The organism is Aquisalinus luteolus, from assembly GCF_009712425.2.
Classification (GTDB): Bacteria; Pseudomonadota; Alphaproteobacteria; order Caulobacterales; family Parvularculaceae; genus Aquisalinus; species Aquisalinus luteolus.
In genome coordinates, this window is the sequence record NZ_VCJR02000001.1 from 149,815 (window position 1) to 175,148 (window position 25,334).

Below are 25,334 nucleotides of genomic sequence, written 5' to 3' on the forward strand. Positions count from 1 at the left end.
CGCGACCACGCCGTTGTGGATGTTTGCCCGTTTGAGCACTAGCGCAAGGATTTGCCTTTACAAGAGATGCCAGCGCTGGCATATTTCCAATATCTTGAAACTTATCCCACAATGCGGGATTTTGAAAAAGGACCGCGGAAAGGACTGGTGTTAAGCGAAACAAGATGACGGCGGGAGACACAAGACAGCATCCCAGGCGGATTGTCCGGCCTGATACGCGTCTGTCCTGAACCGCCAGCAAGCCACTCCGGTGCAAATCGATCAGCCAGCCTGAAATAACAAGAACAGGGGCAGCTGCGTCAGGACCGGAGTGAATGGAAATCCCTGATTAAGGAGGAAACAATCATGAGGGGTAGAGCCGTGAATCAACGTTCCCACACATCCGATTACCGCAAGGTGCTGCTTGGGGGCAGCGCCCTGATCATCGCCAGTCTCGCGCTTGGTTCGACAGCCTATGCGCAGGAAGACAGCGACACCGAAACAGCCGCTTCCAGCGACGTCATCACGATTACCGGTTCGCGTCTCGCAACGCGCGGGTTCGATACGCCGACGCCGGTTTCGACCGTCGACGAGGAAGAATACGTCCTGTCGGGTACGCAGAACCCGGAGAACCTGCTGCTGGATACACCGCAATTCACCGGTAACCAGCTGGAGGGCCCGAAAGCCAACACGGTTCAGGCGGGTTCGCCCGTTGGCGTCTCGACGCTGAACCTGCGCAATTTCGGCGCGACCCGTAACCTCGTGCTCGTCAATGGCCGCCGCTTTGCGATCTCCGGTCCGGCGATGACAACCGATATCAACACCATCCCGGCTGCGCTGATCCAGCGCACGGAAGTCGTGACGGGCGGTTCTTCTGCCGTATACGGTTCCGATGCGATCACGGGCGTCGTCAACTTCGTCCTCAAGGACGATTTCGAGGGTATCGAGCTGAACGCCCAGAGCACCTGGGATGAGCCGACCGGCACCCCGACATATAACATCGACCTGACCATGGGCGGGAATTTCGACAATGGCCGTGGTAACCTGACGGCTTCTATCGGCTATCTCAACCGCGGTGGCATGACCTATGAAGAACGCGGTGGTTTCGCCGTGCCGGGCCTCAGTGATGGCTGCGTCACGACGGCATCCTACAGCGACAATGGTCCGGGTACGCCGCTTGCGGTGCCTGCCGGCCAGACCTGCGAGCAGGCTGGTGGCCGCCTCGGATTTATTACAGGTGGTTCCAGTGCGATCCCGAACGGTCGTATCGGTGGCCTGCCGACATTCGGTTCTGCCCAGTCAGATCCTCAGTTCGACGCAGCGCTCGCAGCTGCGGGGCTGCAGAACATGGGCTCTATCGGTGCCATCTTTGGTGACAACGGCCAGGACCTGCGCCCGTTCCTTGACCCGGATGACCGTTTCGACCTCAGCCCGAACTCGTTCCTCGTCACGCCGCAGGAGCGCTGGATGGGTAACGTCTTCGGTCGCTACGAAGTCAATGACAAGGTGGAAGCCTATATCGAGGCGCACTACAGCAACAACGTTGCCAATGTGCAGATCGCCCCGACCAACGCCACCGGCAACTTCCTTGTCGATGTCGACAACCCCTATGTCAGCCAGGAAGTTCGCGACATCTTCCAGCTTCTGGACGAACGCGAGACAGGCCCGCGCGATATCTCCCGCGGTACGCTGACCTTGACGACAACGCCGAATGACGGCCTTGCCATCATCAACTACAACCGCCGCTTCAGCGACCTGCCGACGCGTTATGCAGACTCCGATCACTCCGTGTTCAGAACAGCAATCGGTGCCCGCGGTGACCTGGGCGACCTGTCGGATTCGTTCCTGCGCGAACTGTCCTACGACGCCTATTACACCTATGCGAAAACGTCGGAGACGATCGTCCAGACCGGTTCTGTTTCGTTGAGCGCCATCCAGCGTTCCATGCTGTCGCAGAACGGCAATGACCCGCTGCTCAACCCGTTCGGCCAGAACATCTCCGAAGCCGCTGCCGATGCCATCGGCCTGAGCTCGGTATCCAAGATCGATGCCGAACAGGAAGTCATCGTAGCCAGCTTGACCGGTGTCGCCTTCGACATGCCGGCAGGCCCGGTCGACTTTGCCGCCGGTGTGGAATGGCGAGATGCGTCAGCCTCCTACACGCCGGATGAGTATCTCAGCTCCGGCGACGTGTCGGGCTGGAACGCAGCCGAGGCAACATCGGGCAGCCAGTCTGTCACCGAGATCTTCGGTGAGGCCCGCGTGCCGCTGATCACGGCGCAGCCTTTCGTTGAGCAACTGAACCTGAACGGTGCCTTCCGTTATTCCAAGTATGACCTGGAAGGTGTCGATGGCGTCTGGACGTATTCCACAGGCGTCGAATGGGCAGTCACGTCCGACCTGTCCTTCCGTGGCCAGTTCCAGCATGCGATACGTGCGCCAAACGTCGGTGAGCTGTATGGCGGTCAGGGTACGGATGGCCCGACTGCGGTCGACCCGTGCTCCAGTCGTGCAGCCCCGTCTGACCAGACGGCCACTGTCCGTGCGCTCTGCGAGGCGACGGGTGTGCCCGCAGGGTCAGTGTTTGATATCTCCGTCCAGCCTTCGCCGTTCATCACCCAGGTTCGCGGTGGTAACCCGGAGCTGAGCCCGGAAGAATCAGACACCCAGACTTTCGGTGTGATCTGGCAACCGAGCCAGATTTCCGGCCTGTCCCTCAGCCTCGACTATTTCGATATCGAGCTGGAAGATGCGATTGCACCGCTTGGTGGTGGTAGCGTTCAAGGGGTTCTCGACCTCTGCTACAACACTATCCAGGACGCAGACAGCGTCTATTGCCAGGCGATCAACCGCGATGCATCGACGGGTGAGATCACCGGGCCGCGTTTTGTCTACACCACTAACGCAAATATCGGTGGCATCGAGACATCAGGTTTCGATTTCCAGGGCCGGTACACGTTCGATACCGACTGGGGCCTTGGCAATGAAGGCAGTAACTGGGAACTGAGCACATCTTGGACCTATACGGACGAGTTCGTCGTCACGCCGATCCAGGACCTGCCGGAAATCCAGAACAGCTGCGTCGGCGCATGGGGTGGCACTTGCGGCCAGCCGCTGCCGGAACTCAAAGGCACGACACGCCTGACCTGGAACTCCGGTCCGTCGACCCTGTCGGTCCGTGCCCGGTATCTGGGTGAGCTGACCCACGACTCCATCGTGGTTCCGCGCGAGCGTGGCGAGACCCCGCCATCTGCCGACACGATGACCACGCCGACCATCGATTCCTATGTCTACTGGGATCTGACCGGCGGGTATGAGCTGGGTGAGAATACGCGCTTCACCGCCGGTATTCGCAACCTGCTCGACGAAGAGCCGCCGGTGCTTGGTTCATTCCAGCAAGGTGGCGCGAACACCATCCCAGCAACCTATGACGTTCAGGGGCGTGTGTTCTTCGCCAGCGTCAACAAAAGGTTCTGATGTCTCCCTCCCAGGAGCATGACTGGTGCAGCCCATTCCGGGCTGCACCTTTTTTTGTGAGCAGAACAAAGGCAGATTTCACCTGAAGGAAGCCAGGAGTAGATCACGATGAAACTTTCACGGCGACGGATATTGCTACTGGGTGCGGCGAGCGGGCTTGCCGCGTGTACAGCGGTTCCGACCGGCAGGGATGCCTGGACAAGGGCAGCCTGGATCGATCGAACGATCCGTATGCCACAGATCCCCTCCGGCGAGACGGATGTGACATCCTTTGGCGCAATTGGCGATGGCAAGACGATGAATACCGGGGCATTCGCCGCAGCGATCGAGGCCTGTGCCGCGAAGGGCGGTGGCCGTGTCATCGTCCCTCCCGGCCGGTATCTCACCGGTGCAATCCACCTGACCTCGAATATCGATTTTCATGTCGAGGAGGGCGCTGAACTACTCTTCAGCACCGATCCGGCAGACTATCCACTGGCACTGACCCGCTATGAAGGGGTGGAGCTGTGGAACTACTCGCCTCTGATCTACGCCCGTGATGCGAAGAATGTCGCGATCACCGGCAGCGGCCTGCTCAACGGACAGGCGAGCAACGAGCACTGGTGGCCCTGGTGCGGCGCTGAACGGTTCGGCTGGGAAGAAGGCGTCGGCCATCAGACGCCGGACCGGACAGCCCTGTTCGAGATGGCCGACAAAGGTGTGCCTGTCAGCAAGCGCGTATTCGGTCTGGGGCATTACCTGCGCCCGTGTTTCATAGAGTTCCAGAACTGTGACCGCGTGCTGGTCGAGGGTGTGCATGTGCACGACTCGCCGTTCTGGAACATTCATCCGGTCATGAGCCGCGATGTGACCGTGCGCAATGTCACCGTGTTCGGTCATGGCCCGAACAATGACGGCTGCAATCCGGAATCCGTTGACCGCATGGTGATCGAGGGATGCGATTTCGACACCGGCGATGACTGTATCGCGATCAAGTCAGGCCGCAATGCCGATGGCCGCCGCATCGATACGCCCGCGCGCAATATCCTGATCCGCGAGTGCACGATGAAGGCAGGCCATGGCGGTGTCGTCATCGGCAGTGAGGTCTCCGGCGGTGTCAACCATGTGTACGCAGAGAACTGCTATATGAGCAGTCCGGATCTCTGGTATGCGCTGAGGTTCAAGAACAATGCCGTGCGGGGCGGCGTGGTCGAGGACATCCATGTCCGCGATATCGAGGTCGGCCAGGTCGGGCGCGCCGCGATCACCTGCGATTTCAATTACGAGGAAGGCGCGAACGGGGATTACACGCCGGTGCTGCGCAACCTGACCGTTGAACGCCTGCATGTCGAGCACGCCGGCATGGTGCTGGATGCCCAGGGCCTGCCCGGTGCGCCGGTGATGGATATCACCCTGCGAGACTGCACTTTCGATGGCGTGGAAGAGGTGAGTATCATTACCTACACCCAGCGCCTGAAACTGGAAAACGTGCGGGTGAACGGCGAGCAGGTGAGCAGTCTCTGACCGGTCAGGTCAGTGTTCTGTCGGTTGCGAATGCTCAGGCAGGAACCGGATCCTCCCAGTCCCCTTGATCAGTTGCGCCTCTCCGGCATCGAGATCGTATGCGAGGAGTCCGACCTGGTCGATGGAGCCGAGCATCACCTCGAAATACCGTGTGCGGATATAGCCCGGCACCACTAGCAGGCCTTTTCGAGGCAGTTGCGGGGCTTGTGCGTGGTGCGTCAGGGCCGTGTCGACAAAGCCGGCAAGGTCTGCCTCCTGTGCTGACGTTATATTGCCAAGATGCGCCATCGAGCCGACACCTGCCAGTTCGAGATAGGTGACCGGCCTGTCCAGCATTTTCGCGGCTGAAGCGTAATTGCGCGAATGCGAGGAGGGGACGCGGATATCGGTCTCTCCGTGCACGATGTACAGAGGTGACAGGATGTTTGGCACGGCAGTCAGGCCGCTGCGCACCGCATAGGCCTCCGGTGCTTCAGCCGGTGAGGCACCGATCCAGATATCCATCTCGTCACGGAACTCGCCAACCGCGTCGCCTTCATACCAAGCGGCATAATCGCTCATCGGATATTTGGCGACGACACTTGCAAACAGGTCTGGAAAGCGCCCGGCGACGGCCAGCGCATTGCCGCCGCCGCCACTGCCGCCGAGGAAATGAACGCGGTCCGGATCGCTGATATGCTCGGCATAGGCATGCCTGGCATAGGTCAGCGCGTCGTAGAAATCATACAGCTCATAGCCGTTTGCATCGGGCTCGCCCAAGGAATAGGCACGGCCGCGCATATCGACCTGTATCGTCAGGAAGCCGGGATAGGGGTTTGGTGTCTCCGGCCCGGGATGCTCGACGCTGCCATGCCAGCCATGGGACATCAGCAGGATCGGGCCCGGGCGTTCCGGCTTGTAGACAGCCGCGGCGATCTCGATGCCCTCGGTGATCGAGGAGGGGAAGCGGGTGAAGTCCACCTTTTGCGACGTGAAGAAAGTATCCGGCCCGATCATCTTGATGTGACGCCCGTCGCGCATCGTGCCGATAACAGGCCGCTCGTCGGGATTGTCCGATACAGGCTCCTGCATAGCGAGGACCGTTCCGGGGATGGCAAGGACAGCGCAGGCGAGAGTGATGAGGGCGGCTAGACGGATGGATGTCAGGGCCATTGAGAACTCCCACAAGAAAAAGGGCTGCAGTGGATGCTGCAGCCCCGATCGGGATCAGAATTTGGTCGTGTCGACCGTTTCCATCTGCCTGTCCGGAATGGTCAGGCTGCCGAACGTCCGGAAGGTGCTGACATTGTGCAGATGGAAGGAGGGGGCACCGCTCGGCACGCGCAGGCGGAAGAAGTCTGCCCCTTCGACGTCGCGCAGCCAGAAGGCCGGGCGAGGGTCCGCCTTCTTCACGGCGACCTCGATATTGCTCATCTCCACATTCTTCGCATCGCGGATGTAGAAGCCGGTCGCGGGCAGGTCGCCGAACATGTTCGGTTCGGGATAGCCCAGTTCCTCAAGCGGCGGCAGGCGGTCGGCAAGCTCTGCCGGGGCACCGCCTTCCTGTTCCAGATAGCAGTCGGCGATCTTCACGTCTTCGACCGGATGGCCCGGAATGCCGGCGATGATCGACGGCAAGAGCGGCGCGGAACTGGAGCTGACGATGTTGTTGATCAGGATGCGGCGGCATTTTGCGATTGTCGCATCCTTCGGCCCGCGCATACGGCGGCCGAGGCGCAGGAAGATCGGCGAGGAATAGTTGCCGCGCATCGTGCAGTTGGAGATGGTGACGTCTTCCAGGTCACCGCCATCGACGGTCTCCAGCGCGAAGCCCTGGCTGTCCTCGAACGTGCAATTGGTGATGGTGATGTTCTTGAACCCGCCATTGGACTCGGTGCCGAACTTGATCCGTCCGTGTACCTGCGGCGCGAAGGAGGCAGGCATCTTGCGCCATGTGCCGTCGATCAGCGAGCCGATCTCGTAATTGCCGGTGACATAGCAATTGGCGATCATGACATTGTCGGTCGCGCGCGGATAACCGAGCGCGAAGCTCGATTTCAGGCAGATCCCGTCATCCCATGGCGAGTTGATATGGCAGTTGGTGACACGCACGTTACGGCAACAGTCGATGTCGAAGCCGTCGCGCGTCGTGTCGATGATAAGATTGTCGAGGGTCATGTTGTCGACGCCGGTTGCCAGCAGGGCGAACCAGCCGCCGCGATAGACCCGGAAGTCGCGCATGACGACGTTGCGGCAATTCTTCAGGGCAATCGCCTTGTTGCCTGTACCGTTATAGTGCGGGTCGTCCATGTAATTATAGCTGCCGTCACCGCGAGACAGATTGGTGCCGTCTATCAGGCCATCACCGGCAATGGTGATATCGCTGATGCCATCGCCCCAGATCAGGCTGTTTGCCCAATGGCTGTGACCAAAGTCCTGATAGTCAATATACGATGCATCCATCGGTTCGGGATGGTCATAGCCGCCCGGGGAGCCTTCCGGCGGGGCGGGGGCGGCGAAGATTGTCGCGCCGTGATCGAGATAGAGGGTGACGTGGCTTTTCAGCCGGATGGTGAAACAGGCATATTTGCCAGCCGGGAAATAGACCGTGCCACCGCCGCGTGAGGCGGCTTCGTCGATTGCCTTGTTGACGGCAGGCGTGTCGATGGTGGTGCCATCGCCGGTAGCGCCGAAATGGCGAACATTCAGGATGCCCGTGCCGGGCTGGCCTGCCTGCTGCGCCATGGCCTGCGAGTTTGCCGCACCGGCAAAACCCGCGGTCGCGAGGCCGGCCCCGCCGGCGAAAAGCATCGATCGTCTGTCTAGCATGTCCTTGTTTCCTTCCTTCTGGTCAATTCGTGTACTGAAGCGTGCCTGTTCCTAGCTGAGGAAATTGCCGTAGCCGATGACGCCGGTGGAGCCGACGAGGATGGCAATGCCGAGGAAGACAAGCCGCTTCGTTTTTGCGCTGGAGGCGCGCCATTCACCGAGGGCAAAGCCCCACAGCGTGGAGAAGATGATGATGCTCGCCATGTGCAGCGTCCACGAGGAGAAGCCGAACCGGCCCATCTGGCTTTCACCCATCGTGTAGAAGAAGAACTGCAGGTACCACAGCACGCCAGCGACAGCGCACAGGCCATAGTTCAAGAGGAGAGGCGGTTTGCCCTGCACTGCTGGCGTGCCATCAGCGCCGATGGCGGCAGCGCCGGGTTCTGCCGGCGGGACATTGGTTGCTGCATTCTGGCGCCCGATCCATTGGCCTGCGGACTTGTTGCGCACGATCATGACCGTGCACCAGATGAAGTTGGTGGTGAAGCCACCGGCAAGGACGACGCAAAGGACGGGCAGCCCTTGCCACAGAATGCCCGTGCCCGCGGCCAGCGATGCCTCGCGAATTGGCTCACCGGCGGCAAGGCCATAGGCAAAGCAGCTCGACATGATGCCTGAGAAGATGGCGACCATGATGCCCTTGCGGAAATCGAACTCGGCGATCGTCTTGATACGCTCTTCCTGCGGGACTTCCTGTTCCTTGGCGTGCCCGGCCATGGCGACGACGGCGATGCCGACTAACGTCAGCAGGATGCCGAGCAGCACGACGAACCCACTGGTAGAAGACAGCAGCGTTTCGGCGAACTCGCCTTCAAAGATCGGTGGCACCAGTGTACCGAAGGCGGTGGTGAGGCCGAGGGCGACCGCCATGCCCAGCGACACGCCGAGATAGCGCATGGTCAGACCGAAGGTCAGCCCGCCAAAACCCCACATCGCCCCGAAGAAATAGCACCATTGCAGCGTCGAGGCCGGGGCACCGGAAAGGACGCCGAGCACATCCTCCGTGCCGATAAAGGCGGCAATCCAGGGTGCGAGAACCCAAGAGAAGATGCCGCCTGTCAGCCAGAAAATCTCCCACGACCAGAGCTTTACGCGCTTGTAGGGGACGTAGAAGCTGGCTGAGGACAGGCCACCCAGCCAGTGAAACAAGACGCCGAAAAGTGGATTGCCACCCATGTCAGATTTCCTCTCTTATATTTTATTCCGTACCAGTATCGACTGGTCGATCTGCGTAATATCTGTGACGCCTGTCAGGGACATGGCGACCTTCATTTCCGCCTCGATGAGAGACAGCATTTTTGAAACACCGGCTTCGCCTTCGGCGGCCAGGGCATAGACCCAGCTGCGCCCGAGCAGTACGCCGCGCGCGCCCAACGCCAGCATCCGCACGACGTCGAGGCCGGAGCGCACGCCGCCATCGGCGAGCACGGTCAGGCGCTCCCCGACCGCTTCTGCAATCGCGGGCAGCGCCTCGCAGGAGGCGGGCACGCCATCGAGCTGGCGGCCGCCATGATTGGAGACAACGATCCCGTCAGCGCCGAGATCTGCGGCCTGAACTGCGTCTTCTCGGTCGAGGATGCCCTTGACCAGCATAGGCCCCTTCCAGATCGAGCGGATGAATTCGAAATCCTTCCACGTAACGGTCGGGTCAAAATTATTCCGCATCCACGCAAAAAAGTCCTCAAGGCCTGTATTCTTGCCGAGAACCGGCGCGACATTGCCGAGCTGGTGCGGGCGGCCATGAATGCCCACATCCCACGCCCAGCCGGGGTGCTGCAAAGCCTGGAAGACACGGCGCATATCCCCGGCAAGGCCCGGGCTGCCTGCAAGGCCTGAGTGATAGTCGCGATAGCGCGAACCCGGCACGGGCATGTCGACGGTGAAGACCAGCGCGCTGCAGCCGGTATCGGTGGCGCGTTGTAGCAGGTCCTTCATGAAGCCGCGGTCGCGGATCATGTAGAGCTGGAACCAGATCGGGTCGGTAACGGCGCTGGTTACTTCCTCCAGCGGGCAGGCAGAAACAGTGGACAGCGTGAAAGGGATGCCTGCCTTCTCGGCCGCGCGCGCCGCCTGCACCTCGCCGCGCCGGGCATACATGCCGGCCAGCCCGACGGGGGCGAGGGCGACGGGCAGGCGGGTGTCCTGGCCGAAGAGCGTCGTCGAGAGATCGATATTCGAGACATCGCGCAGGATGCGCTGGCGCAAGGCGATATCCTGAAGGCTGGCAACATTGCGCCGCAGGGTCACCTCGTCATAGGAGCCGCCATCAACATACTCGAACAGGAAGCGCGGCAGCTTTGCCTGCGCCTTCTTTCGAAAGTCATGTGTTGAGGCCGTAATCATCCGTGCAAGGTCCAGTCCTGATAGTGTCTCATAGCGATAGCCCCATCCGGTACAGCCTGTCGGCATTGCGGCCCCACATGGCGCGTTTCTCGTCGTCGCTGAAAGCAGCAATGATGTTGGCGTAGGATGACAGGCACCGATCAAAGTCGGCGTACAGCTTGTCGGTCGGGAAATCGCTGGCGAACATCACGCGGTCCGTGCCGAACAGGTCGATCGTCTCCAGCACATAGGGGCGAATACTCTCTTCGGTCCAGTCGTGGTCGGTGATGCCGAAGCCGGAAACCTTGACCGCGCAATGGGGCAGCGCGGCGAGGGCGGCCATGCCCTTGCGCCACTCTTCCTTCTCGTCATGAAATGGCATGCCGGCATGGTTGATCATGACCGGAATATCCTCATGTGCAGACAACAGCGGTACCAGCGGTGCGAATTGCGATGGATAGGCCTGCAGGTCGAAGCCGAGGCCATAGCCGGCGAGTTTTGCAAAACCGGCCTGCCATTGCGGATCGACGGTCAGGTCGACCGGCGTGTAAGTCCTGTACGGATCATCATGATAGTTGACGATATGGCGGATGCCGCGCACAGCCGAGTATCCTGCATGGGCGGCCAGTGTTTCTTCAACGGCGGGGGCGTTCAGGGCGGCGAAGGCGACCATGGCAGTCGGTGCACCGTGTTGCGTGCGTAAACCGTCGAGCCAGCGTGACTCATCAACAGCCAGCTCAGGTGCGGCCCCGGCATCGACATGCACCGTGCCCGCGACAGTCCAGCGCTGTGCGTCGGCAGCATATTCCTCGGGGCCGTAATCCGTGGCAATTGCCTCGACCGACCCCATCAGCCCGTCAGTGGAGAAGGGCGGTGTCAGCCACGGATGCGCGATCGCGTCCAGATCCCAGAAATGAACATGGGCGTCGACAAATGGTATATCGTGCATGATCATTTCCTCCGGGAGCTGAGGGCCTCTTTGCGGGCCTTTTCCTGCCTGGCTAATAGGTTGTACGGCCACCTGACGTGTCGAAGGCGGAGGCGGTGGTGAAGGAGCAATCCTCGCTCGCCATGAAGCAGATCATGCTGGCGACTTCCTCGGCCGTGCCAAGGCGTCCCATCGGGATTTTCGACTTCATGTAATCGATCTGGCTCTGCGGCATCTGGTCGAAAATCGGGCTCTCGAACGCGGCAGGCGTGATGCAGTTGGCAATAACGCCTGTCTGCGCCAGTTCCTTGCCCAAGCTTTTAGTCAGGCCGATGACCCCGGCCTTTGACGCGGAATAGGCCGACGCGTTCGGATTACCCTCCTTGCCGGCGACGGAGGCGACATTGATGATCCGCCCGTAGCCATTGTCGAGCATGTAGGGAATGATGGCGCGGCAGCACATGAAGGTGCCGTTGAGATTGATGTCGATAACCTTGCGCCAGCTGTCGAGCGGGAAATCCTGTACCGGCACGGTGGCGCCGGTGATGCCTGCACTGTTGATGAGGATATCGATGGAGCCGAAAGCCTCGAGCGTCTCCTCGGCAGCAGCCTGGATGGCGTCCGCATCGGTGATATCTACCCGGATGGTGCGGGCGCCGGGGATATCTTCCTGCGCTTGCTGCAACCCTTCCTCGTTCATGTCCCAGAGGACGACATTACCGCCTTCTTCGGCGATACGTTTTGCGCTGGCGAGGCCGAGGCCGGAAGCCCCGCCGGTGATGGCGGCCGTCTTGCCGGAAAATCTGTCTTTATAAATCACGAGAGGTCTCCCTCGATTGCAGTTCTTGACCAGGCAATGACAGTCTGGCGTTGGGTGCCGAGGCCGTCTATCCCCAGCTCCATGATATCACCTGCGGCGAGATACTGGGCATTAGGCTTCTGTCCTTCGCCGACGCCGGGAGGTGTGCCAGTGATGACAAGGTCACCCGGCATCAGTGTCATGTATCGGCTGATATAGGAAAGCGCTTCGGCGACCGTGAAGATCATCGTCCTTGTATTGCCGGTCTGCTTGCGCTCGCCATTGACGTCGAGATACATGGCGAGGTCCTGCGGATCGCCGAGTTCGTCAGCGGTCACGAGCCAAGGGCCAACCGGACAGAACGTGTCGTGCCCCTTGCCCTTGCTCCATTGCGAGCCGCGTTGCTTCTGGTTGAATCGCTCGGAGACGTCATTGGCCAGAACATAGCCGGCGACATGGGACAGGGCGTCTTCCTCGGCAACGTAAGACATGCGCTGGCCGATGATGACGCCGAGTTCCACTTCCCAGTCTGAGTGCGTCGAGTCCTGCGGCAACATCACATCGTCATTCGGGCCGGTCAGGCTGGAGACGGCCTTCATGAAGGTGATCGGCTCGGTCGGGACGGGCAAGCCGGCTTCCTTTGCGTGGTCTTCGTAATTGAGACCGACGGCAACGATTTTCGGAATGCCGTTGACCGGGATGCCGTAGCGCACGCCCTCTTCGACGAGTGGCAGCGTGTCGATATCAAGTTCGGACAGGTGTTTCATCATGCGCGGTGACAGCACGGCGGGCGTGATGTCGTCGATATGTTTTGAGAGGTCGCGGATGCGGCCATCAGTGTCGAGGAGGCCGGGTTGTTCCTTGCCCGGAAGGCCGTAGCGGCAGAGCTTCATGACAGGTCTTTCTTTATAGCGTGTAAGGAATTTATGGTTTGTAGGGACGGGCAAGGTCGAGGCTGCGATCGAGCTCTACGCCGAAGCCCGGCTTGTCGAGCGCGGAAGCAGCGATCCTGCCATTCTGTGGTACCGGCTCGCCCTGCAATTGCGGTGAGAACATCGGCACGACCTCGTCAGCCTTCGGTGCCATCATCAGGAATTCAGCAAACGGACTGTTATGGCGCGTGACCACGAAATGGTAGCTGTAGACCGACGAACCGTGCGGGATGACGAGCTTGCCATGGGCGTCGGCAAGAGCGGAGATCTTCAACAGCTCGGTCAGGCCGCCGCACCAGCCGACATCGGGCTGGATGATGTCGCAGCATTCCATTTCCAGCAGCATCCGGAAGCCCCAGCGGGTCGCTTCGTGTTCGCCGGTGGTGACCAGCATGCCGGGGGGAACAGCCTTTTTCAGAGACTGATAGCCCCAGTAATCGTCAGGGCTGATCGCTTCCTCGATCCATTTCAGGCCGTGTGCGGCAGCGGCATGGGCAAGGCGAGTGGCATAGTCGAGGTCGAGAGCCATCCAGCAATCGAGCATCAGCCAGAAATCAGGGCCAACGCGTTCGCGCATCTCTGCGAGGTCGGCAATCGCCTGATTCATGCCCTCATTGCCCTCGACCGGCGCATAACGAAGGGGCATCTTGCCGCCGATGAAGCCCATTTCCTTGGCGAGGTCAGGCCGGGCACCGGTGGCGTAGAACTGGATTTCGTCGCGCACGGGACCGCCGATCATCGCGTGGACCGGTTCCTGGCGCAGGCGACCGAGCAAGTCCCACAGGGCGAGATCGACACCGGAAATGGCATTCACCACGAGGCCCTTGCGGCCATAATATTGTGTGGCGAAATACATCTGGTCCCAGATCAGTTCGATATCCGATGCCTTCTGGCCGATAACGAAACGGGACAGGTGCTTCTCGACGATATAGGCCGCAGGCTCGCCGCCGGTGGTGACCGCGAAGCCGATCGTGCCGTCATCGGCTTCGACCTCGACAACCAGCGTGCCGAGAGCGTTGATGCCGAAACTGCGGCGGCTTTTTCTGTAGGCCGGATATCTGGACATCGGCGTTGCGATATTATCATCGATCCAGTGCCCGTCGGACTGGTCATGATAATCGGCACCGCCGCCACGCAGGACGAATGCCCTGATATCGACTATCCTTGCAGATGCCATGATATTGTTTCGCTCCCGCCCGTTGTATGGAACTCTTGTTTATAATATGAGACTACTTCTTAGATTATAAGATTTTGAGGGTCAACACCCTTCCCGGGTACCGACAGGGTCGTGGCCGGGTGTAGGAAAAATGGAGGAACAAGAGATGTTATTGGACGGAAGAAGCGTACTTGTTACCGGCGGATCTGCCGGCATTGGCCAGGCGATCGCCATCGGTGCGGCACGGCAGGGTGCCAATGTTGCAATCAACTATCACGGAGATGACGAGGGCGCGGAACATACGCTCGACCAGGTGCGTCAGGCTGGCAGCAAGGGCATCGCCGTGAAGGGCGATGTGGCAGACCCGAAAACCGCAGAAGAGTTCGTCAGTACCGCGACAAAAGCGCTGGGCGGTGTCGACGTGTTTGTCAGCAATGCCGGGATCTGTCCTTTCCATGCCTTTCTCGACATGCCGCAGGAAACAGTTGAGCGAACCGTACAGGTCAACCTGCTCGGCGCTTATTATATGGTGCAGGCTGGTGCGCGGCAGATGGTGGAGCAGGGGCGTGGTGGCTCGATCATCGCGGTCAGTTCGATCTCTGCGCTGGTCGGCGGTGAATTCCAGACACATTATACCCCGACCAAGGCGGGCGTGTTGTCGCTGATGCAGTCGACGGCTATCGCGCTGGGCAAGCACCAGATCAGGTGTAACGCCCTGCTGCCGGGCACGATCGAGACGGACATCAATCGCGACGACCTGTCCGATCCGGAAAAGCGCAAATATATGGAAGCGCGCACCCCGCTGGGCCGGCTTGGCGAACCGGAAGACCTAGCCGGACCGGCAATCTTCCTCGCCTCGGACATGGCACGCTACGTTACCGGCGCGGCCCTGCTGGTCGATGGCGGCATGTATGTGAACCTGCAATAGGGCGCGTGGGGCACCTCTCGCGCCGGAAAACAGGTAAAATTCCCACATTGCGGGATTGGGCGGGCGGTAGTAACACATAAGGCCTCCTTCAGGAAAAAGCAGGCGCGACCTCATGGCTGAACCAAAAGCAAAAACCTCGACAAAGGGCACGGCGTCCAAGGCGCCGAAGGAAAAAGGCTCCAGCGGCGCCCAGACCCTGATGCGCGGCCTCGATGTGCTGGAAACGGTGCGCGACGGGCCGGTATCGCTGAACGAGCTCTCCGAAGAGCTGGGCCTGACGCGCAGTACGGCGCACCGGCTGGCTGCGGCGCTGGTCGAGCGGCGGTTCCTGTCATTCACGCCGCGCGGCGGTTACAGCCTCGGGCCGGTGATTCTCGCGCTGGGGCATTGCGCCAGGTTGCAGATCCAGTTGGCGCAGGTCGCCCGTCCGGTGCTTGAGAACCTTGCCAAGCAGACAGACGACATCGTCCATCTGGGCGTCATCGACGGGGATGAGGTGCTTTATCTGGAAAAAATTCCCGGCAAGCGCCGCATACTGATCAGCTCCCATGTCGGCGAACGACAGCCCATCGCGACGACGGGCCTGGGCAAGGCGCTGATTCTCGAGGAAAGCGAAGCCTATTGGAAAAGGCTGTATGAAATGGCCGCCGCCGATGCCGGTAACTCAATGCCCGTATGGATGGAGCGGATGCGCTCCTATCAAAAGGGTGACTACGCCTTCGACCTTGAAGAGAACGAAGACCGCGTGCGCTGCGTGGCAGCCCCGATTCGAAATGTCGAGAACAAGGTGGTCGCGGCAATCAGCTTGTCTAGTGCCGCACAATATATGAGTGACGAGCGCATGCAGGAACTGGTGCCCGTTGTGCAGGATGCGACCCGGCAGATCAGCCGCGAGCTGGGCTGGCAGGACCCTGACGCCTGAAAAAGCGAGGCTGACGGCGTACAATCTTGTAAAATGAAATAATATTCCGCAATGTGGGATTGTGGTTGCGTTTTCTTCCGGCAGCGATAGAGTATCGGTAACGATAACGATGCCGACGGCTCGACACTGCTGCGGGAGGACTGCCAATGACCAGATATCCGTTTCATCAGGGTTGCCTGAAAACCGGGTTGCGCGCGACGACCATCATGGCGAGCGCCTTGTTTGCACTGTCGGCTTGTGCCGCAGAACCAGCGCCGGCGCAGACGCCGACTGGTAATCAGCCTCAGGAAAGTTCTGCGCCAGCGGAGACGGCAGCTATCGACCGGCAAGCGCTGGTGTCGCGGCACGATGTGACGCTTGACAGGATCGATCCGGAGTCGCCGGTGATGGTCGGCAATGGCTCGCTGGCGATGGCGCTGGACATTACAGGGCTGCAGACATTTCGCGATGAATATTCCGCCTTTTCGCCGCTGATGACACAGGCGCAATGGGCCTGGCACAGCTTCCCCAATCCTGAAGGCTATACACTGGAGGACACCTATCGCCCGATCGAGGCGCATGGCGAAACCTATCAGTACCCGTATTTCAACGACTGGGCGGTGGCCGATGAAAATCCGGCAATCGCCTATATGCGCCGCAATCCGCATCGCATTTCGCTTGGGCGGCTGTCCTTCGTGACTGCGAACGGGGAGGGCGTTGCGCCGCTCGATTTTTCCGAGGTCGGCAATACCAGCCAGACTCTCGACCTGTGGCACGGGCAGGCTGACAGCAGCTTCGAGATCGATGGCCAGCCGGTCAGTGTAACTACGAGCGCACATCGTAACAGGGACATGGTGCTCGTAGAGATTACGTCGCCGCTGGTTGCCTCTGGTGATCTCGGAGTCGAGATCGCGTTTCCCTATGTCAGCCAGTCGTTGCAGCCTGACCCTGCCGAGTGGAACGCCGATGACAGCCACCAGACCGCGCTTGAGATGGCTGGCGACAATACGGCGCTGTTCCGGCGATCACTCGATGAGATGACCTATGTCGCGCGTGCCACCTATGATGATGGCAGCACCCTGCGCGAGACAGGGGCGCATCGTTATGTCCTGCAGGCTGAGGGCGAAACGGATACACTTCGGCTGCTGCTTGAATACGCACCGGAAGAGAGTGCTCTGGAGACGGCCATCGAGTTCGATACAGCGAACAGGGGCGCGGCGCAAAGCTGGGCGGCCTATTGGCAGCAAGGCGGCATGGTCGACTTTTCCGGCAGTACCGATCCGCGCGCGGAGGAACTGGAGCGCCGCGTGGTGCTGTCGCAATATCTGACCGGCGTGAATACCGGCGGCGATTTCATTCCCCAGGAAGAAGGGCTTTATTCCAACAGCTGGAATGGCAAGTTCCACCACGAAATGCATGGCTGGCATGTGGCGCATTTCCTGTTGTGGAACCGGGATCAGCAGGTCGCAGCCAGCCTCGACTGGTATAACCGCACACTGGACAAGGCTCAGGCCCGCGCCGAGCATTACGGTCGTGACGGGGCGTGGTGGCCCAAGATGACCGCTGACGATGCGGTGGAGAGCCCCAGTACCATCAACCCTTTCATCATGTGGCAGCAGCCGCACCCAATCTATCTGGCCGAACTGGCGTGGCGGAACGATCAGTCAGCGGATTTGCTTGAACAATACAGCGAGGTGGTATTCGAGACCGCCGACCTGCTGGCAACCTTCCTTGTCTGGGATGATGAAAAAGGCGCCTATGTGCTGGGCCCGCCGGTCATTCCAGTGCAGGAGGCCTATGATGCCGGCACGACCGTGAACCCGACCTTCGAAGTTGCCTATTTTGCCTGGGGGCTGGAGACGGCACAGGTTTGGCGCGAACGGCTGGGTATGGAGCGCAACGCAGAGTGGGACGAGGTGCTGGAAGGCCTGTCGCCGCTACCGACAGCCGACGGGCTCTACCTGCCGGTCGATGACATGCCCGATTTTTGGGCAGATGCCATGCGGCCGCAATGCGCCGGTGGGCAGGGCACGGTGGGCGGCGTCGATGCCGCAGGCGATGATCCGGCAGACCATGACTGCCTGAACCGCGATCACCCGTCCTTCCTGATGGCGACGGGACTGATTCCCGGCGGTGAGCGTGTCGACGATGACATGATGCGCCGTACCATGATGGTTATGGATGAACACTGGGATTTCCGTCAGACATGGGGCTGGGACTTCCCGATGATGGCAATGACGGCGGCACGGCTCGGCGAAACTGAAAAGGCGCTGGACTATCTGATGATGGATGCCGCCAACAACCAGTATGGCCTGACCGGCATGACCCCGCGCTATCATCTCGGTGACGATGGCTATGTGAAAAATGCCGATACCTATTTCCCGTCCAACGGCTCCCTGCTTGCCGCCGTCGCGCTGATGGTCGCCGGCTGGGATGGTGCCGAGGCGGAAACGCCGGGGTTCCCGGACGATGGCAGCTGGGTCATCAGGTATGAGGACATAACGCCCCTGCCGTAATCGTTTTTCGAACGGTGAGAAACAGAGACAAGAACAGGAGAGGATGATGAAGAAACTGATGATCACGGCGGCACTGGCCGCGATGTTGCCGGCCGCTGCCGCCGCTCAAGGGCTGGATGAAGACGAGGTGCTGCTGTTCTCTTCCTTCCGCAATGATGGCGAGACCGGCCTGCACCTGGCCTATAGCGAGGACGGGCTGACCTGGACCGCGCTGAAGGATGGCGAGTCCTTCCTTACGCCGCAGATCGGCAACAAGCTGATGCGCGACCCGTGCATCATTCAGGGACCTGACGGTACCTATCACATGGTCTGGACGACCGGCTGGTGGGAAAACAATATCGGCATTGCCCATTCAGAGGACCTGATCAACTGGAGCGAACAGACCATGTTGCCGGTCATGGCGCATGAGCCTGAAGTGATGAACAGCTGGGCGCCGGAGATCTTCTTCAACGACCAGACGGAAGAATACATTATCTTCTGGTCATCCGCCGTGCCGGGCAAGTTCCCGGAGACCGAGGATCGCGGCGACATCCGCTCGACTATCGGCAAGGGCATCAATCACCGCGTCTATTACGTCAAGACAAGGGACTTCAAGACGTACACGGATACGGCCCTGTTCTATGATGGCGGCTATGTCTCGATCGACGGGTCGATCCTGAAGGATGGCGAGCGCTATATCATGTTCATAAAGGACGAGACCAAGCGCCCGGAGCCGGAAAAGAATATCCGTATCTCCATTGCCGCAGACCCGGAAGGCCCGTGGGGCCCGTCTTCGCCGCCTTTCTCCCCGGACGGTGTCTGGGTCGAAGGGCCGACCGCGACCAAGATCGGCGATGAATTCTATGTCTATTACGACGCCTATATGGAACATCGCATGATGGGTGCGAAGTCGGACGATCTCATCCACTGGGAAGACATCAGCGACCAGCTGACCTTTCCGGAAGGGTCGCGCCATGGTACGGTCCTGAAGATCGATCGCGAGACGCTAGAGGGGCTGAAGACGGTCGAATAGGGTTGACCATAGAGATGCGCAGAACGGTAGCGGGGTGTCGCCTTACAGGGTGACGCCCCGTTTCCATATCGCGATCTCGCGATAGTCGTTGCGCTCGTTCTGCGCCTCTTCGCCGGAGGCCGTGCGCAGGATCTTCTGCCACAGATCGTCAGCCAGCGCGTCCATGTCCTTCTCGCCATCGATCAGGGCGCCGGCATTGAAATCGATCCAGCCGGGCTTGCGCTCCGACAGGCCGGTATTGGAAGAAATCTTCAGTGTAGGGACGGGAAAGCCCAGCGGTGTGCCGCGACCGGTGGTGAAGAGGAGCACTGTCGCGCCAGCCGCCGTCAGCGCCGTGGAAGAGACGGCATCATTGCCCGGGGCATTGATCAGGTTCAGGCCGGGGCGTGCGCCTTTCTCGGCATAGGCAAGGACACCGTTGACAATGGCCTTGCCGCCTTTCTGGATCGCGCCGAGGGATTTTTCCTCCAGCGTCGTCAGGCCGCCATCCTTGTTGCCCGGCGAGGGGTTCTCATAGATCGGCTGGTTGTGGCTGATGAAATAGTCCTTGAAGTCCTCGACCAGGGAAACGATCTGCCGATATGTCCCCTCATCGGCGGCGCGGTTCATCAGCTGCTGCTCGGCGCCGAACATTTCAGGCACCTCGGTGAGAAACACCGTGCCGCCGCGCTCCGACAGGCGGTCGGTCATACGGCCGACGACGGGATTGGCGCTGATGCCGCTGAACGCATCGGACCCGCCGCATTTCATGCCAAGGCGCAGGGCGGAGACGGGGCAGGGCGTGCGTCTGTCATCCTTCATTACCTCGAGCAGGTGCTCGATCGCTTCGCGGCCTGTCTCTTCCTCGTCGACGACTTCCTGAGCATTGAAAGAGACGATGCGCTCGCGCCGTTCCTCCGGGATGCCTTCCAGCAGGGCGGCGAGCTTGTTGTTCTCGCAGCCCAGCCCCATGATGACGACGCCACCGGCATTGGGATGCAGCGCCAGCGCGCGGATGACATCGCGCGTCTGGTCGAGATCGTCGCCCAGCTGGGAGCAGCCGAACGGGTGGGAGAAGGCGTGCACGCCATCGACATTGTCGATGCCGCGTTCTGCGATGATGTGGTTACCGGCCTTGGCAACGGACACAGCGGCCCGGTTCACGCAGCCGACAGTGTTCAGTACCCAGATTTCGTTACGGGTACCCGTCTCGCCCCAGGAACGGGCATAGCCCTGGAATGTCTCCTCGGGAGCGTCCGGTGCCGGTGAAAGTGCGACGGGTTCGTAATGATAGCTGTCCCCCGCGCCGAGAGCGGTGGAGAGGTTATGACTGTGGATATGGCCGCCTTTGGCGACGGCTTCGGTAATCGTTCCGATCGGGTGGCCATATTTGATCACGGCATCGCCGGGCTGGTGATCCTTCAGTGCCACCTTGTGCCCCTTGGGTATCTCCGACAGCGTCTTCAGGGCAGTCTCGCCCGCCGACACGTCATGCCCTGCCTCGACGGTTTCGATCGCAACGGCGACCGTGTCGTCGGGATGAATGACAATAAGCGAAAGCGTGCTGGCGGGCATTGCTGGTCTCTTTGGGGTTCTATCGTACAGGGGCGGCGCGAAGGGCGTCGGCAATCGTCTCGCGCAGCAGCTTGGGTTTATACTGTGTGTCATAGGGCAGGGGGCGGGCCGGCGGCTGGCCTTCCTTGCGGAACTCCTGCAGCCAGCTGTAATGATCGACCATGCCCCAGAGCAGGAATTCCTTCGTGTTCGGATTTTCAAAGGCGATATCCATATAGTCCCTGGCGTAGGAATTGATCGCTGCATCGCGGGTCGCGTCATCGGCCTCATACAGCCGGTCATTGACATCGAACTCGGTGAACAGGAGGTCAAGCCCCATGTCGGAGACTTCCTTCAGCCAATCCGCCCATTCTGTCTGTTTCTTCGTGGTGAACGGAATTTTCGGGTCGAGCATGATGTGGGCCTGGATGCCGAGCCCGTCAATGGGGACATCGTTTGCAAGCAGCCGCTCCATCAGGCGCAGTACGCCATCGCGGTGGTTGGCGCTCTTGTCTTCCCAGGACATGTAGTCGTTATAGACCAGGTCTGCCTGCGGGGCATGTTCCTTCGCGACATGGAAACAGTGATCGACGACATCCCAGCCCATGGCATTGTTGAAGACCGACTCGCGGATTTCACCGGTCTCGTCATTGAAGCTCTCGTTGATGACATCCCATGAATAGATGTGCGGGGAATAGTGGGAGGCGACCCGGCTGATATAGCGGGTCAGGAACTGCGCTGCCTCGTCGGCGCTCGCGAATTCCTGTGCATTGACCCAGTCCGGCAGCCAGCGCGGATAATTCCAGAGCAGGGTGTGGCCGCGCATGCCGATGTCGTGTTTCTTCGAGAAGGCGACGAGGGCGTCGCCCGGGGCAAAATTCCATTCGCCCGGCTCATCCTCGATCGTGTACATTTTCAGCTCGTTGCCCGGCACCATGATCGCGCATTCGTGGGTGAAGATGTCGATATAGGCCTGGTCGTCGAGCTGGTTGGCATTGATCTCGGACCCGAAGCGTATGCCCTTCTGTGCAGCAAGAGCGCCAAGGGACGGGCTCGGCAAGGCGGAGCCAGCATTACTCAGTGAAAAGCCGGCATTGGCGTCCAGTACAGGCATGAGAGCTGTGCCACCCAGCAAGGCGAGCATGTTGCGACGTGAGATCCGGGACATGTTTCCTCCAATTTTGTATTATCTGACACATCATCTCACATAATGGATATTTGTGAAGGGTTTTCTTGACGTTCACTGAATCGAATATGTGCGAAATCTGACCAGTCTGGCACGGGCGCCTGTTCGGTCTGGCGTATGTCGTGACATGACTGTGATCGCTATCATCCAGGGGGTGCCTGCCGATGTCAGCTTTGATGGATGCCTGTTCAACCCTGCTGAACAACGGAATTACCTGGTTTGTGAAACCGGTAACACTTAATGCGATACTTTCAGCATGAACGCTCCTGTGTTGGCGTGATCGATGTGACGTTTTTGCACCAAATGATTACGCGTTTGCAGGCAAATTTTCTTTCTGCAGTGGAAACGAGTTGCCAAACACGCAAACTTGATCTAGCGTTTTGGGAAACCGGTAACATTTGATGTAACCGGTTCCACGATAAGGAGCGAAAAGTTCCACACGGGGGGCGCGCCAGCGTCAGAACAGTAAACAAGGCTGTCAAAGACAGTAGGGAGGTTCGAATGAGAATGAATACCAACAAATTTATGGCCGTTTCCGCCATCGCATTGTGCGCTGCGGGTATGGCGCCGTCGGCATTTGCGCAGGATGCCGAGGTTGAAGGTGAAGACGTTATCACCATCACCGGGTTCCGGGCATCGCTTGCAGAGGCCCTGGATGTGAAACGCGAATCGACGGCCGCCGTTGACGCGATCGTCGCCGATGATATCGCCGATTTCCCGGACCAGAACCTGGCTGAAGCGCTGGGCCGCGTGCCAGGCGTCGCCATCACGCGCGAGCGCGGCGAGGGTCGTGAGATCACCGTACGTGGCCTCGGCGGTGAATATACCCGTGTCCGGATCAACGGCATGGAATCGATCGCCTCGACCAACGGCAACCGTGGTCGCGGTTTCGACTTCAACATCTTCGCATCGGAGCTGTTCAACAACATCATCATCCGCAAGACGGCGACCGCAGATGTTGACGAAGGTTCACTCGGTGCCGTTGTCGACCTGAACACTGGCCGTCCTTTCGCATACCCGACAGGCACGACCTTCGCTGTCAACGCTCAGGCCCAGTACAATGACCTGAACGAGGAAATCGCGCCGCGCCTTTCCGGCCTGTTTGCCTATAACAACCCGGAAGAAACGTTCGGCATCACCCTGTCGGCTGCCCTGTCCGACTACGAGACCGAGCTGGAAACCCAGAACACGGTTCGCTGGCAGCGTTCCCGTTTTGCTTCCGTCGGTGGCCAGAGCTGTACGACGACGCCGGAGCCTGCAGATTGCTCAACAGTAACCAATGCCTGGCACCCGCGTATTCCGCGCTATGGTGTTCAGACCGAATCCCGCGACCGCCTTGGCCTGACGGCTGGCCTGCAGTTCAAGCCGGCTGAGAGCACGCTCATTACCATTGATTCCCTGTACTCGACCTATGAGGCGAGCCGTTCGGAAATCTATGGCGAGGTACTGTTCCGCGGTAACGAAGGCGGCATGGATGTTGTCGATTATACCTATGACCCGGACCTGAACCTGCTGACGTCCATGACGGTCAACAATGCATGGGTACGGAACGAATACTTCGAAAACCTGTGGACCACGGACTTCCACCAGTTCAGCGCCAACATCGAACATGATTTCACGGACAGCCTGCGCCTGAACGGCATGATCGGTACCTCGAAATCCGAAACGGATCGCGAGTACGAGCTGACCTTCATGTATGATGACCGTGACTATAACGGTTACTTCTACGATTATTCCGACGATGAAGAGCCGGTCCTCGCCTTCAACGGTCCGGATGTATCGGACCCCGCCAACTTCCAGATGACCGAGCTGCGCGACCGTCCCGAGCAGATCGAGCACGGTTACGACACGGCCAATTTCGAGGTCGAGTGGGATTACTTCGACAATCACTCCGTCAGCGTCGGTGGTGCGTGGAAGCGCTTCACCTATGAAGCGACGAACGCTGCTCGCGATACTGGTGTCTGTGCCGCAGGCTATTTCGATTGCGACACGGACAATGACGGTGTCGACGACCTGCTCGGCGTACCGGCAACGGATGCCCTGTCGGATATCTACACCTATGGCGGTCCGGCTGGCGACGGTTCGACCCTGACCTGGGCGATCCCGAATGGCGATGCATGGACCGAGTATTTCGACCTGTTCAACCTGCCATTCACGAGTACCTACGCAAACAACTTCAACTCGGTCGAGGAAGAAAGCTACAGCGTGTTCTTCAAGCTGGATGGCTCCTTCCCGGTCGGAACCATGGAGCTGATGTATGATGTCGGCGGGCGCTATGTCGAGACTGACCAGAAGTCCGCTGGCGTAAACTCCGGTGTCCAGGTAGAAGTCGATCGCGATCCCTATGATGACTTCCTGCCTGCGGCCAACCTGGCACTGTGGATCACGGACGATCTCGTGCTGCGTGGTGCAGCTGCCAAGGTGATGAAGCGTCCGGGTCTCGGCTCGCTTTCTCCGGGCGGTTCGGTGGACAGCTTCAACTACCGGGTCAGCTATTCCAACCCGTTCCTGGAGCCGACACGGGCAACCACGCTGGACGGGTCCCTGGAATGGTACTTCGCGGATGAATCGCTGCTTTCCCTTGCAGTCTTCGCAAAGGATATCGAATCATTCCCGATCAACTCCACACGGACGGATACATTCGCCTCGACGGGTCTGCCGACCAGCGTTCTTCTGCCGACGTCACCGACGGCACAAAACCCTGAAGGTGGTCCGCTGGAATCCTGTAACCCGGCCAATGGCGGTTCCGGTTGCTGGGAAATCCGCTCCCTCGATGACGGCCCGGGTGCTGATATCAAAGGCTTCGAGATCTCCATGCAGACACCGCTGGCTGAGATCGTGGATGTTCCGCCAGTACTCGAGGGCCTCGGCTTCATCGCCAACTATACCTATGTCGACTCCGACGTGGAATATTATGGTGGTACGCTGACGGAGCGCCTGATCGGCCTGTCCAACGTGTCCTACAACGCGACTGTCTATTATGAGAATGGTCCGTTCGAGGCACGGGTTTCCGGTTCCTATCGCGACGACTACCTGCAAGGTACGCGTGACAATGACTTCGAGGTAGTCGGTGAGTCGTTCTTCGTAGACTTCTCCTCCAGCTACGAGATCAACGACCAGTTTGAAGTCTCCTTCGAGGCTCTCAACCTGACCGACGAATTCTCCGACGTCTATATCGATCGGGAAGATCAGCGCCGTTACTCCTGGGAGCACACAGGCCGTGTCTTCCTGGTCGGTGCCCGCTTCAAGATGTAGGGTTATTTCCCTGGGCGTTATTGTCCAAACCTTGGTCCAGAGCCCCGGTGGCTCTGGACCTTTTTATTTTCAGCACGTGTAAGGACCAATCAGAGAAAT

The 25,334-nt window shown here is 59.8% G+C and carries 17 protein-coding genes; 7 read left to right on the forward strand and 10 right to left on the reverse strand.

Features of this window, described 5'->3' with window-relative positions; translation table 11 throughout:
• The first annotated feature begins 360 nt into the window (after window positions 1–360).
• Both FF098_RS00680 and FF098_RS00685 read left to right on the forward strand, forming a co-directional pair.
• Window positions 361–3,456, forward strand: a complete 3,096-nt coding sequence (locus FF098_RS00680) for a TonB-dependent receptor domain-containing protein (RefSeq protein ID WP_205967321.1) — start codon at window positions 361–363, stop codon at window positions 3,454–3,456.
• 108 nt (window positions 3,457–3,564) lie between these two features.
• On the forward strand, window positions 3,565–4,959 hold the full coding sequence (locus FF098_RS00685) for a glycoside hydrolase family 28 protein (RefSeq protein WP_155135932.1): 1,395 nt from the start codon (window positions 3,565–3,567) through the stop codon (window positions 4,957–4,959).
• Window positions 4,960–4,968: 9 nt separating this feature from the next.
• Here the strand turns inward: FF098_RS00685 and FF098_RS00690 are convergent, their stop codons facing one another.
• Genes FF098_RS00690 through rhmD form a run of 8 tightly spaced genes read right to left on the reverse strand, consistent with a single transcriptional unit; the run spans window position 4,969 to window position 13,925 of the window.
• Entirely contained in the window at window positions 4,969–6,111 is a 1,143-nt protein-coding gene (locus FF098_RS00690; RefSeq protein ID WP_155135935.1) for an alpha/beta hydrolase family protein, read from the reverse strand.
• 54 nt (window positions 6,112–6,165) lie between these two features.
• Window positions 6,166–7,767: a rhamnogalacturonidase gene (locus tag FF098_RS00695; RefSeq protein WP_155135938.1), complete on the reverse strand. Its 1,602-nt coding sequence runs from the start codon at window positions 7,765–7,767 to the stop codon at window positions 6,166–6,168.
• A 51-nt stretch (window positions 7,768–7,818) separates the two neighbouring features.
• Entirely contained in the window at window positions 7,819–8,943 is a 1,125-nt protein-coding gene (gene rhaT, locus FF098_RS00700; protein ID WP_155135941.1) for an L-rhamnose/proton symporter RhaT, read from the reverse strand.
• A 15-nt stretch (window positions 8,944–8,958) separates the two neighbouring features.
• Window positions 8,959–10,110 (reverse strand): FMN-dependent L-lactate dehydrogenase LldD, encoded by a 1,152-nt coding sequence (lldD, locus tag FF098_RS00705; RefSeq protein ID WP_155139277.1) that lies wholly within the window; start codon window positions 10,108–10,110, stop codon window positions 8,959–8,961.
• A gap of 28 nt (window positions 10,111–10,138) precedes the next feature.
• On the reverse strand, window positions 10,139–11,038 hold the full coding sequence (locus FF098_RS00710) for an amidohydrolase family protein (RefSeq protein WP_155135944.1): 900 nt from the start codon (window positions 11,036–11,038) through the stop codon (window positions 10,139–10,141).
• 52 nt (window positions 11,039–11,090) lie between these two features.
• Window positions 11,091–11,837 carry an SDR family NAD(P)-dependent oxidoreductase gene (locus FF098_RS00715; RefSeq protein ID WP_166426258.1) on the reverse strand — a complete coding sequence of 249 codons (747 nt, stop codon included), beginning with the start codon at window positions 11,835–11,837 and terminating at the stop codon, window positions 11,091–11,093.
• Window positions 11,834–12,709 (reverse strand): fumarylacetoacetate hydrolase family protein, encoded by an 876-nt coding sequence (locus FF098_RS00720; RefSeq protein ID WP_155135950.1) that lies wholly within the window; start codon window positions 12,707–12,709, stop codon window positions 11,834–11,836. Before FF098_RS00720 ends, FF098_RS00715 begins: the two co-directional genes overlap by 4 nt.
• A gap of 31 nt (window positions 12,710–12,740) precedes the next feature.
• The gene (rhmD, locus tag FF098_RS00725; protein WP_155135953.1) at window positions 12,741–13,925 is read right to left on the reverse strand and encodes an L-rhamnonate dehydratase; all 1,185 of its coding nucleotides are present in this window, start codon (window positions 13,923–13,925) and stop codon (window positions 12,741–12,743) included.
• 145 nt (window positions 13,926–14,070) lie between these two features.
• On the opposite strand from rhmD, the gene FF098_RS00730 reads away from it, so the two are divergent.
• The 4 genes from FF098_RS00730 to FF098_RS00745 all read left to right on the forward strand — a co-directional run bounded on the left by FF098_RS00730 (window position 14,071) and on the right by FF098_RS00745 (window position 19,261).
• Window positions 14,071–14,832, forward strand: coding sequence for an SDR family NAD(P)-dependent oxidoreductase (locus tag FF098_RS00730; RefSeq protein WP_155135956.1), 762 nt, complete (start codon window positions 14,071–14,073; stop codon window positions 14,830–14,832).
• Window positions 14,833–14,944: 112 nt separating this feature from the next.
• Window positions 14,945–15,754, forward strand: a complete 810-nt coding sequence (locus FF098_RS00735) for an IclR family transcriptional regulator (RefSeq protein WP_155135959.1) — start codon at window positions 14,945–14,947, stop codon at window positions 15,752–15,754.
• A 146-nt stretch (window positions 15,755–15,900) separates the two neighbouring features.
• Window positions 15,901–18,249: a glycoside hydrolase family 65 protein gene (locus FF098_RS00740; protein ID WP_205967322.1), complete on the forward strand. Its 2,349-nt coding sequence runs from the start codon at window positions 15,901–15,903 to the stop codon at window positions 18,247–18,249.
• A gap of 43 nt (window positions 18,250–18,292) precedes the next feature.
• On the forward strand, window positions 18,293–19,261 hold the full coding sequence (locus tag FF098_RS00745; RefSeq protein WP_205967323.1) for a glycoside hydrolase family 43 protein: 969 nt from the start codon (window positions 18,293–18,295) through the stop codon (window positions 19,259–19,261).
• A 42-nt stretch (window positions 19,262–19,303) separates the two neighbouring features.
• Here FF098_RS00745 and FF098_RS00750 read toward each other — a convergent pair whose 3' ends face one another.
• Together FF098_RS00750 and FF098_RS00755 are read right to left on the reverse strand one after the other, a co-directional pair.
• Window positions 19,304–20,815: a UxaA family hydrolase gene (locus tag FF098_RS00750; protein WP_155135962.1), complete on the reverse strand. Its 1,512-nt coding sequence runs from the start codon at window positions 20,813–20,815 to the stop codon at window positions 19,304–19,306.
• Between the two features lie 19 nt (window positions 20,816–20,834).
• Window positions 20,835–21,962 carry an endo-1,4-beta-xylanase gene (locus FF098_RS00755; protein WP_155135965.1) on the reverse strand — a complete coding sequence of 376 codons (1,128 nt, stop codon included), beginning with the start codon at window positions 21,960–21,962 and terminating at the stop codon, window positions 20,835–20,837.
• Window positions 21,963–22,487: 525 nt separating this feature from the next.
• Here FF098_RS00755 and FF098_RS00760 point away from each other — a divergent pair.
• Window positions 22,488–25,235, forward strand: coding sequence for a TonB-dependent receptor (locus FF098_RS00760; protein WP_166426259.1), 2,748 nt, complete (start codon window positions 22,488–22,490; stop codon window positions 25,233–25,235).
• Window positions 25,236–25,334 lie beyond the last annotated feature (99 nt).

Bases quoted from the DNA above. Each gene is read 5' to 3' on its own strand.
- FF098_RS00735 (WP_155135959.1), top strand. From the start codon at position 14,945: ATGGCTGAACCAAAAGCAAAAACCTCGACAAAGGGCACGGCGTCCAAG.
- rhmD (WP_155135953.1), bottom strand. From the start codon at position 13,925: ATGGCATCTGCAAGGATAGTCGATATCAGGGCATTCGTCCTGCGTGGC.
- FF098_RS00685 (WP_155135932.1), top strand. From the start codon at position 3,565: ATGAAACTTTCACGGCGACGGATATTGCTACTGGGTGCGGCGAGCGGG.
- FF098_RS00695 (WP_155135938.1), bottom strand. From the start codon at position 7,767: ATGCTAGACAGACGATCGATGCTTTTCGCCGGCGGGGCCGGCCTCGCG.
- FF098_RS00710 (WP_155135944.1), bottom strand. From the start codon at position 11,038: ATGCACGATATACCATTTGTCGACGCCCATGTTCATTTCTGGGATCTG.
- FF098_RS00720 (WP_155135950.1), bottom strand. From the start codon at position 12,709: ATGAAGCTCTGCCGCTACGGCCTTCCGGGCAAGGAACAACCCGGCCTC.
- FF098_RS00760 (WP_166426259.1), top strand. From the start codon at position 22,488: ATGAATACCAACAAATTTATGGCCGTTTCCGCCATCGCATTGTGCGCT.
- FF098_RS00690 (WP_155135935.1), bottom strand. From the start codon at position 6,111: ATGGCCCTGACATCCATCCGTCTAGCCGCCCTCATCACTCTCGCCTGC.
- lldD (WP_155139277.1), bottom strand. From the start codon at position 10,110: ATGATTACGGCCTCAACACATGACTTTCGAAAGAAGGCGCAGGCAAAG.
- rhaT (WP_155135941.1), bottom strand. From the start codon at position 8,943: ATGGGTGGCAATCCACTTTTCGGCGTCTTGTTTCACTGGCTGGGTGGC.
- FF098_RS00755 (WP_155135965.1), bottom strand. From the start codon at position 21,962: ATGTCCCGGATCTCACGTCGCAACATGCTCGCCTTGCTGGGTGGCACA.
- FF098_RS00745 (WP_205967323.1), top strand. From the start codon at position 18,293: ATGATGAAGAAACTGATGATCACGGCGGCACTGGCCGCGATGTTGCCG.
- FF098_RS00730 (WP_155135956.1), top strand. From the start codon at position 14,071: ATGTTATTGGACGGAAGAAGCGTACTTGTTACCGGCGGATCTGCCGGC.
- FF098_RS00750 (WP_155135962.1), bottom strand. From the start codon at position 20,815: ATGCCCGCCAGCACGCTTTCGCTTATTGTCATTCATCCCGACGACACG.
- FF098_RS00740 (WP_205967322.1), top strand. From the start codon at position 15,901: ATGACCAGATATCCGTTTCATCAGGGTTGCCTGAAAACCGGGTTGCGC.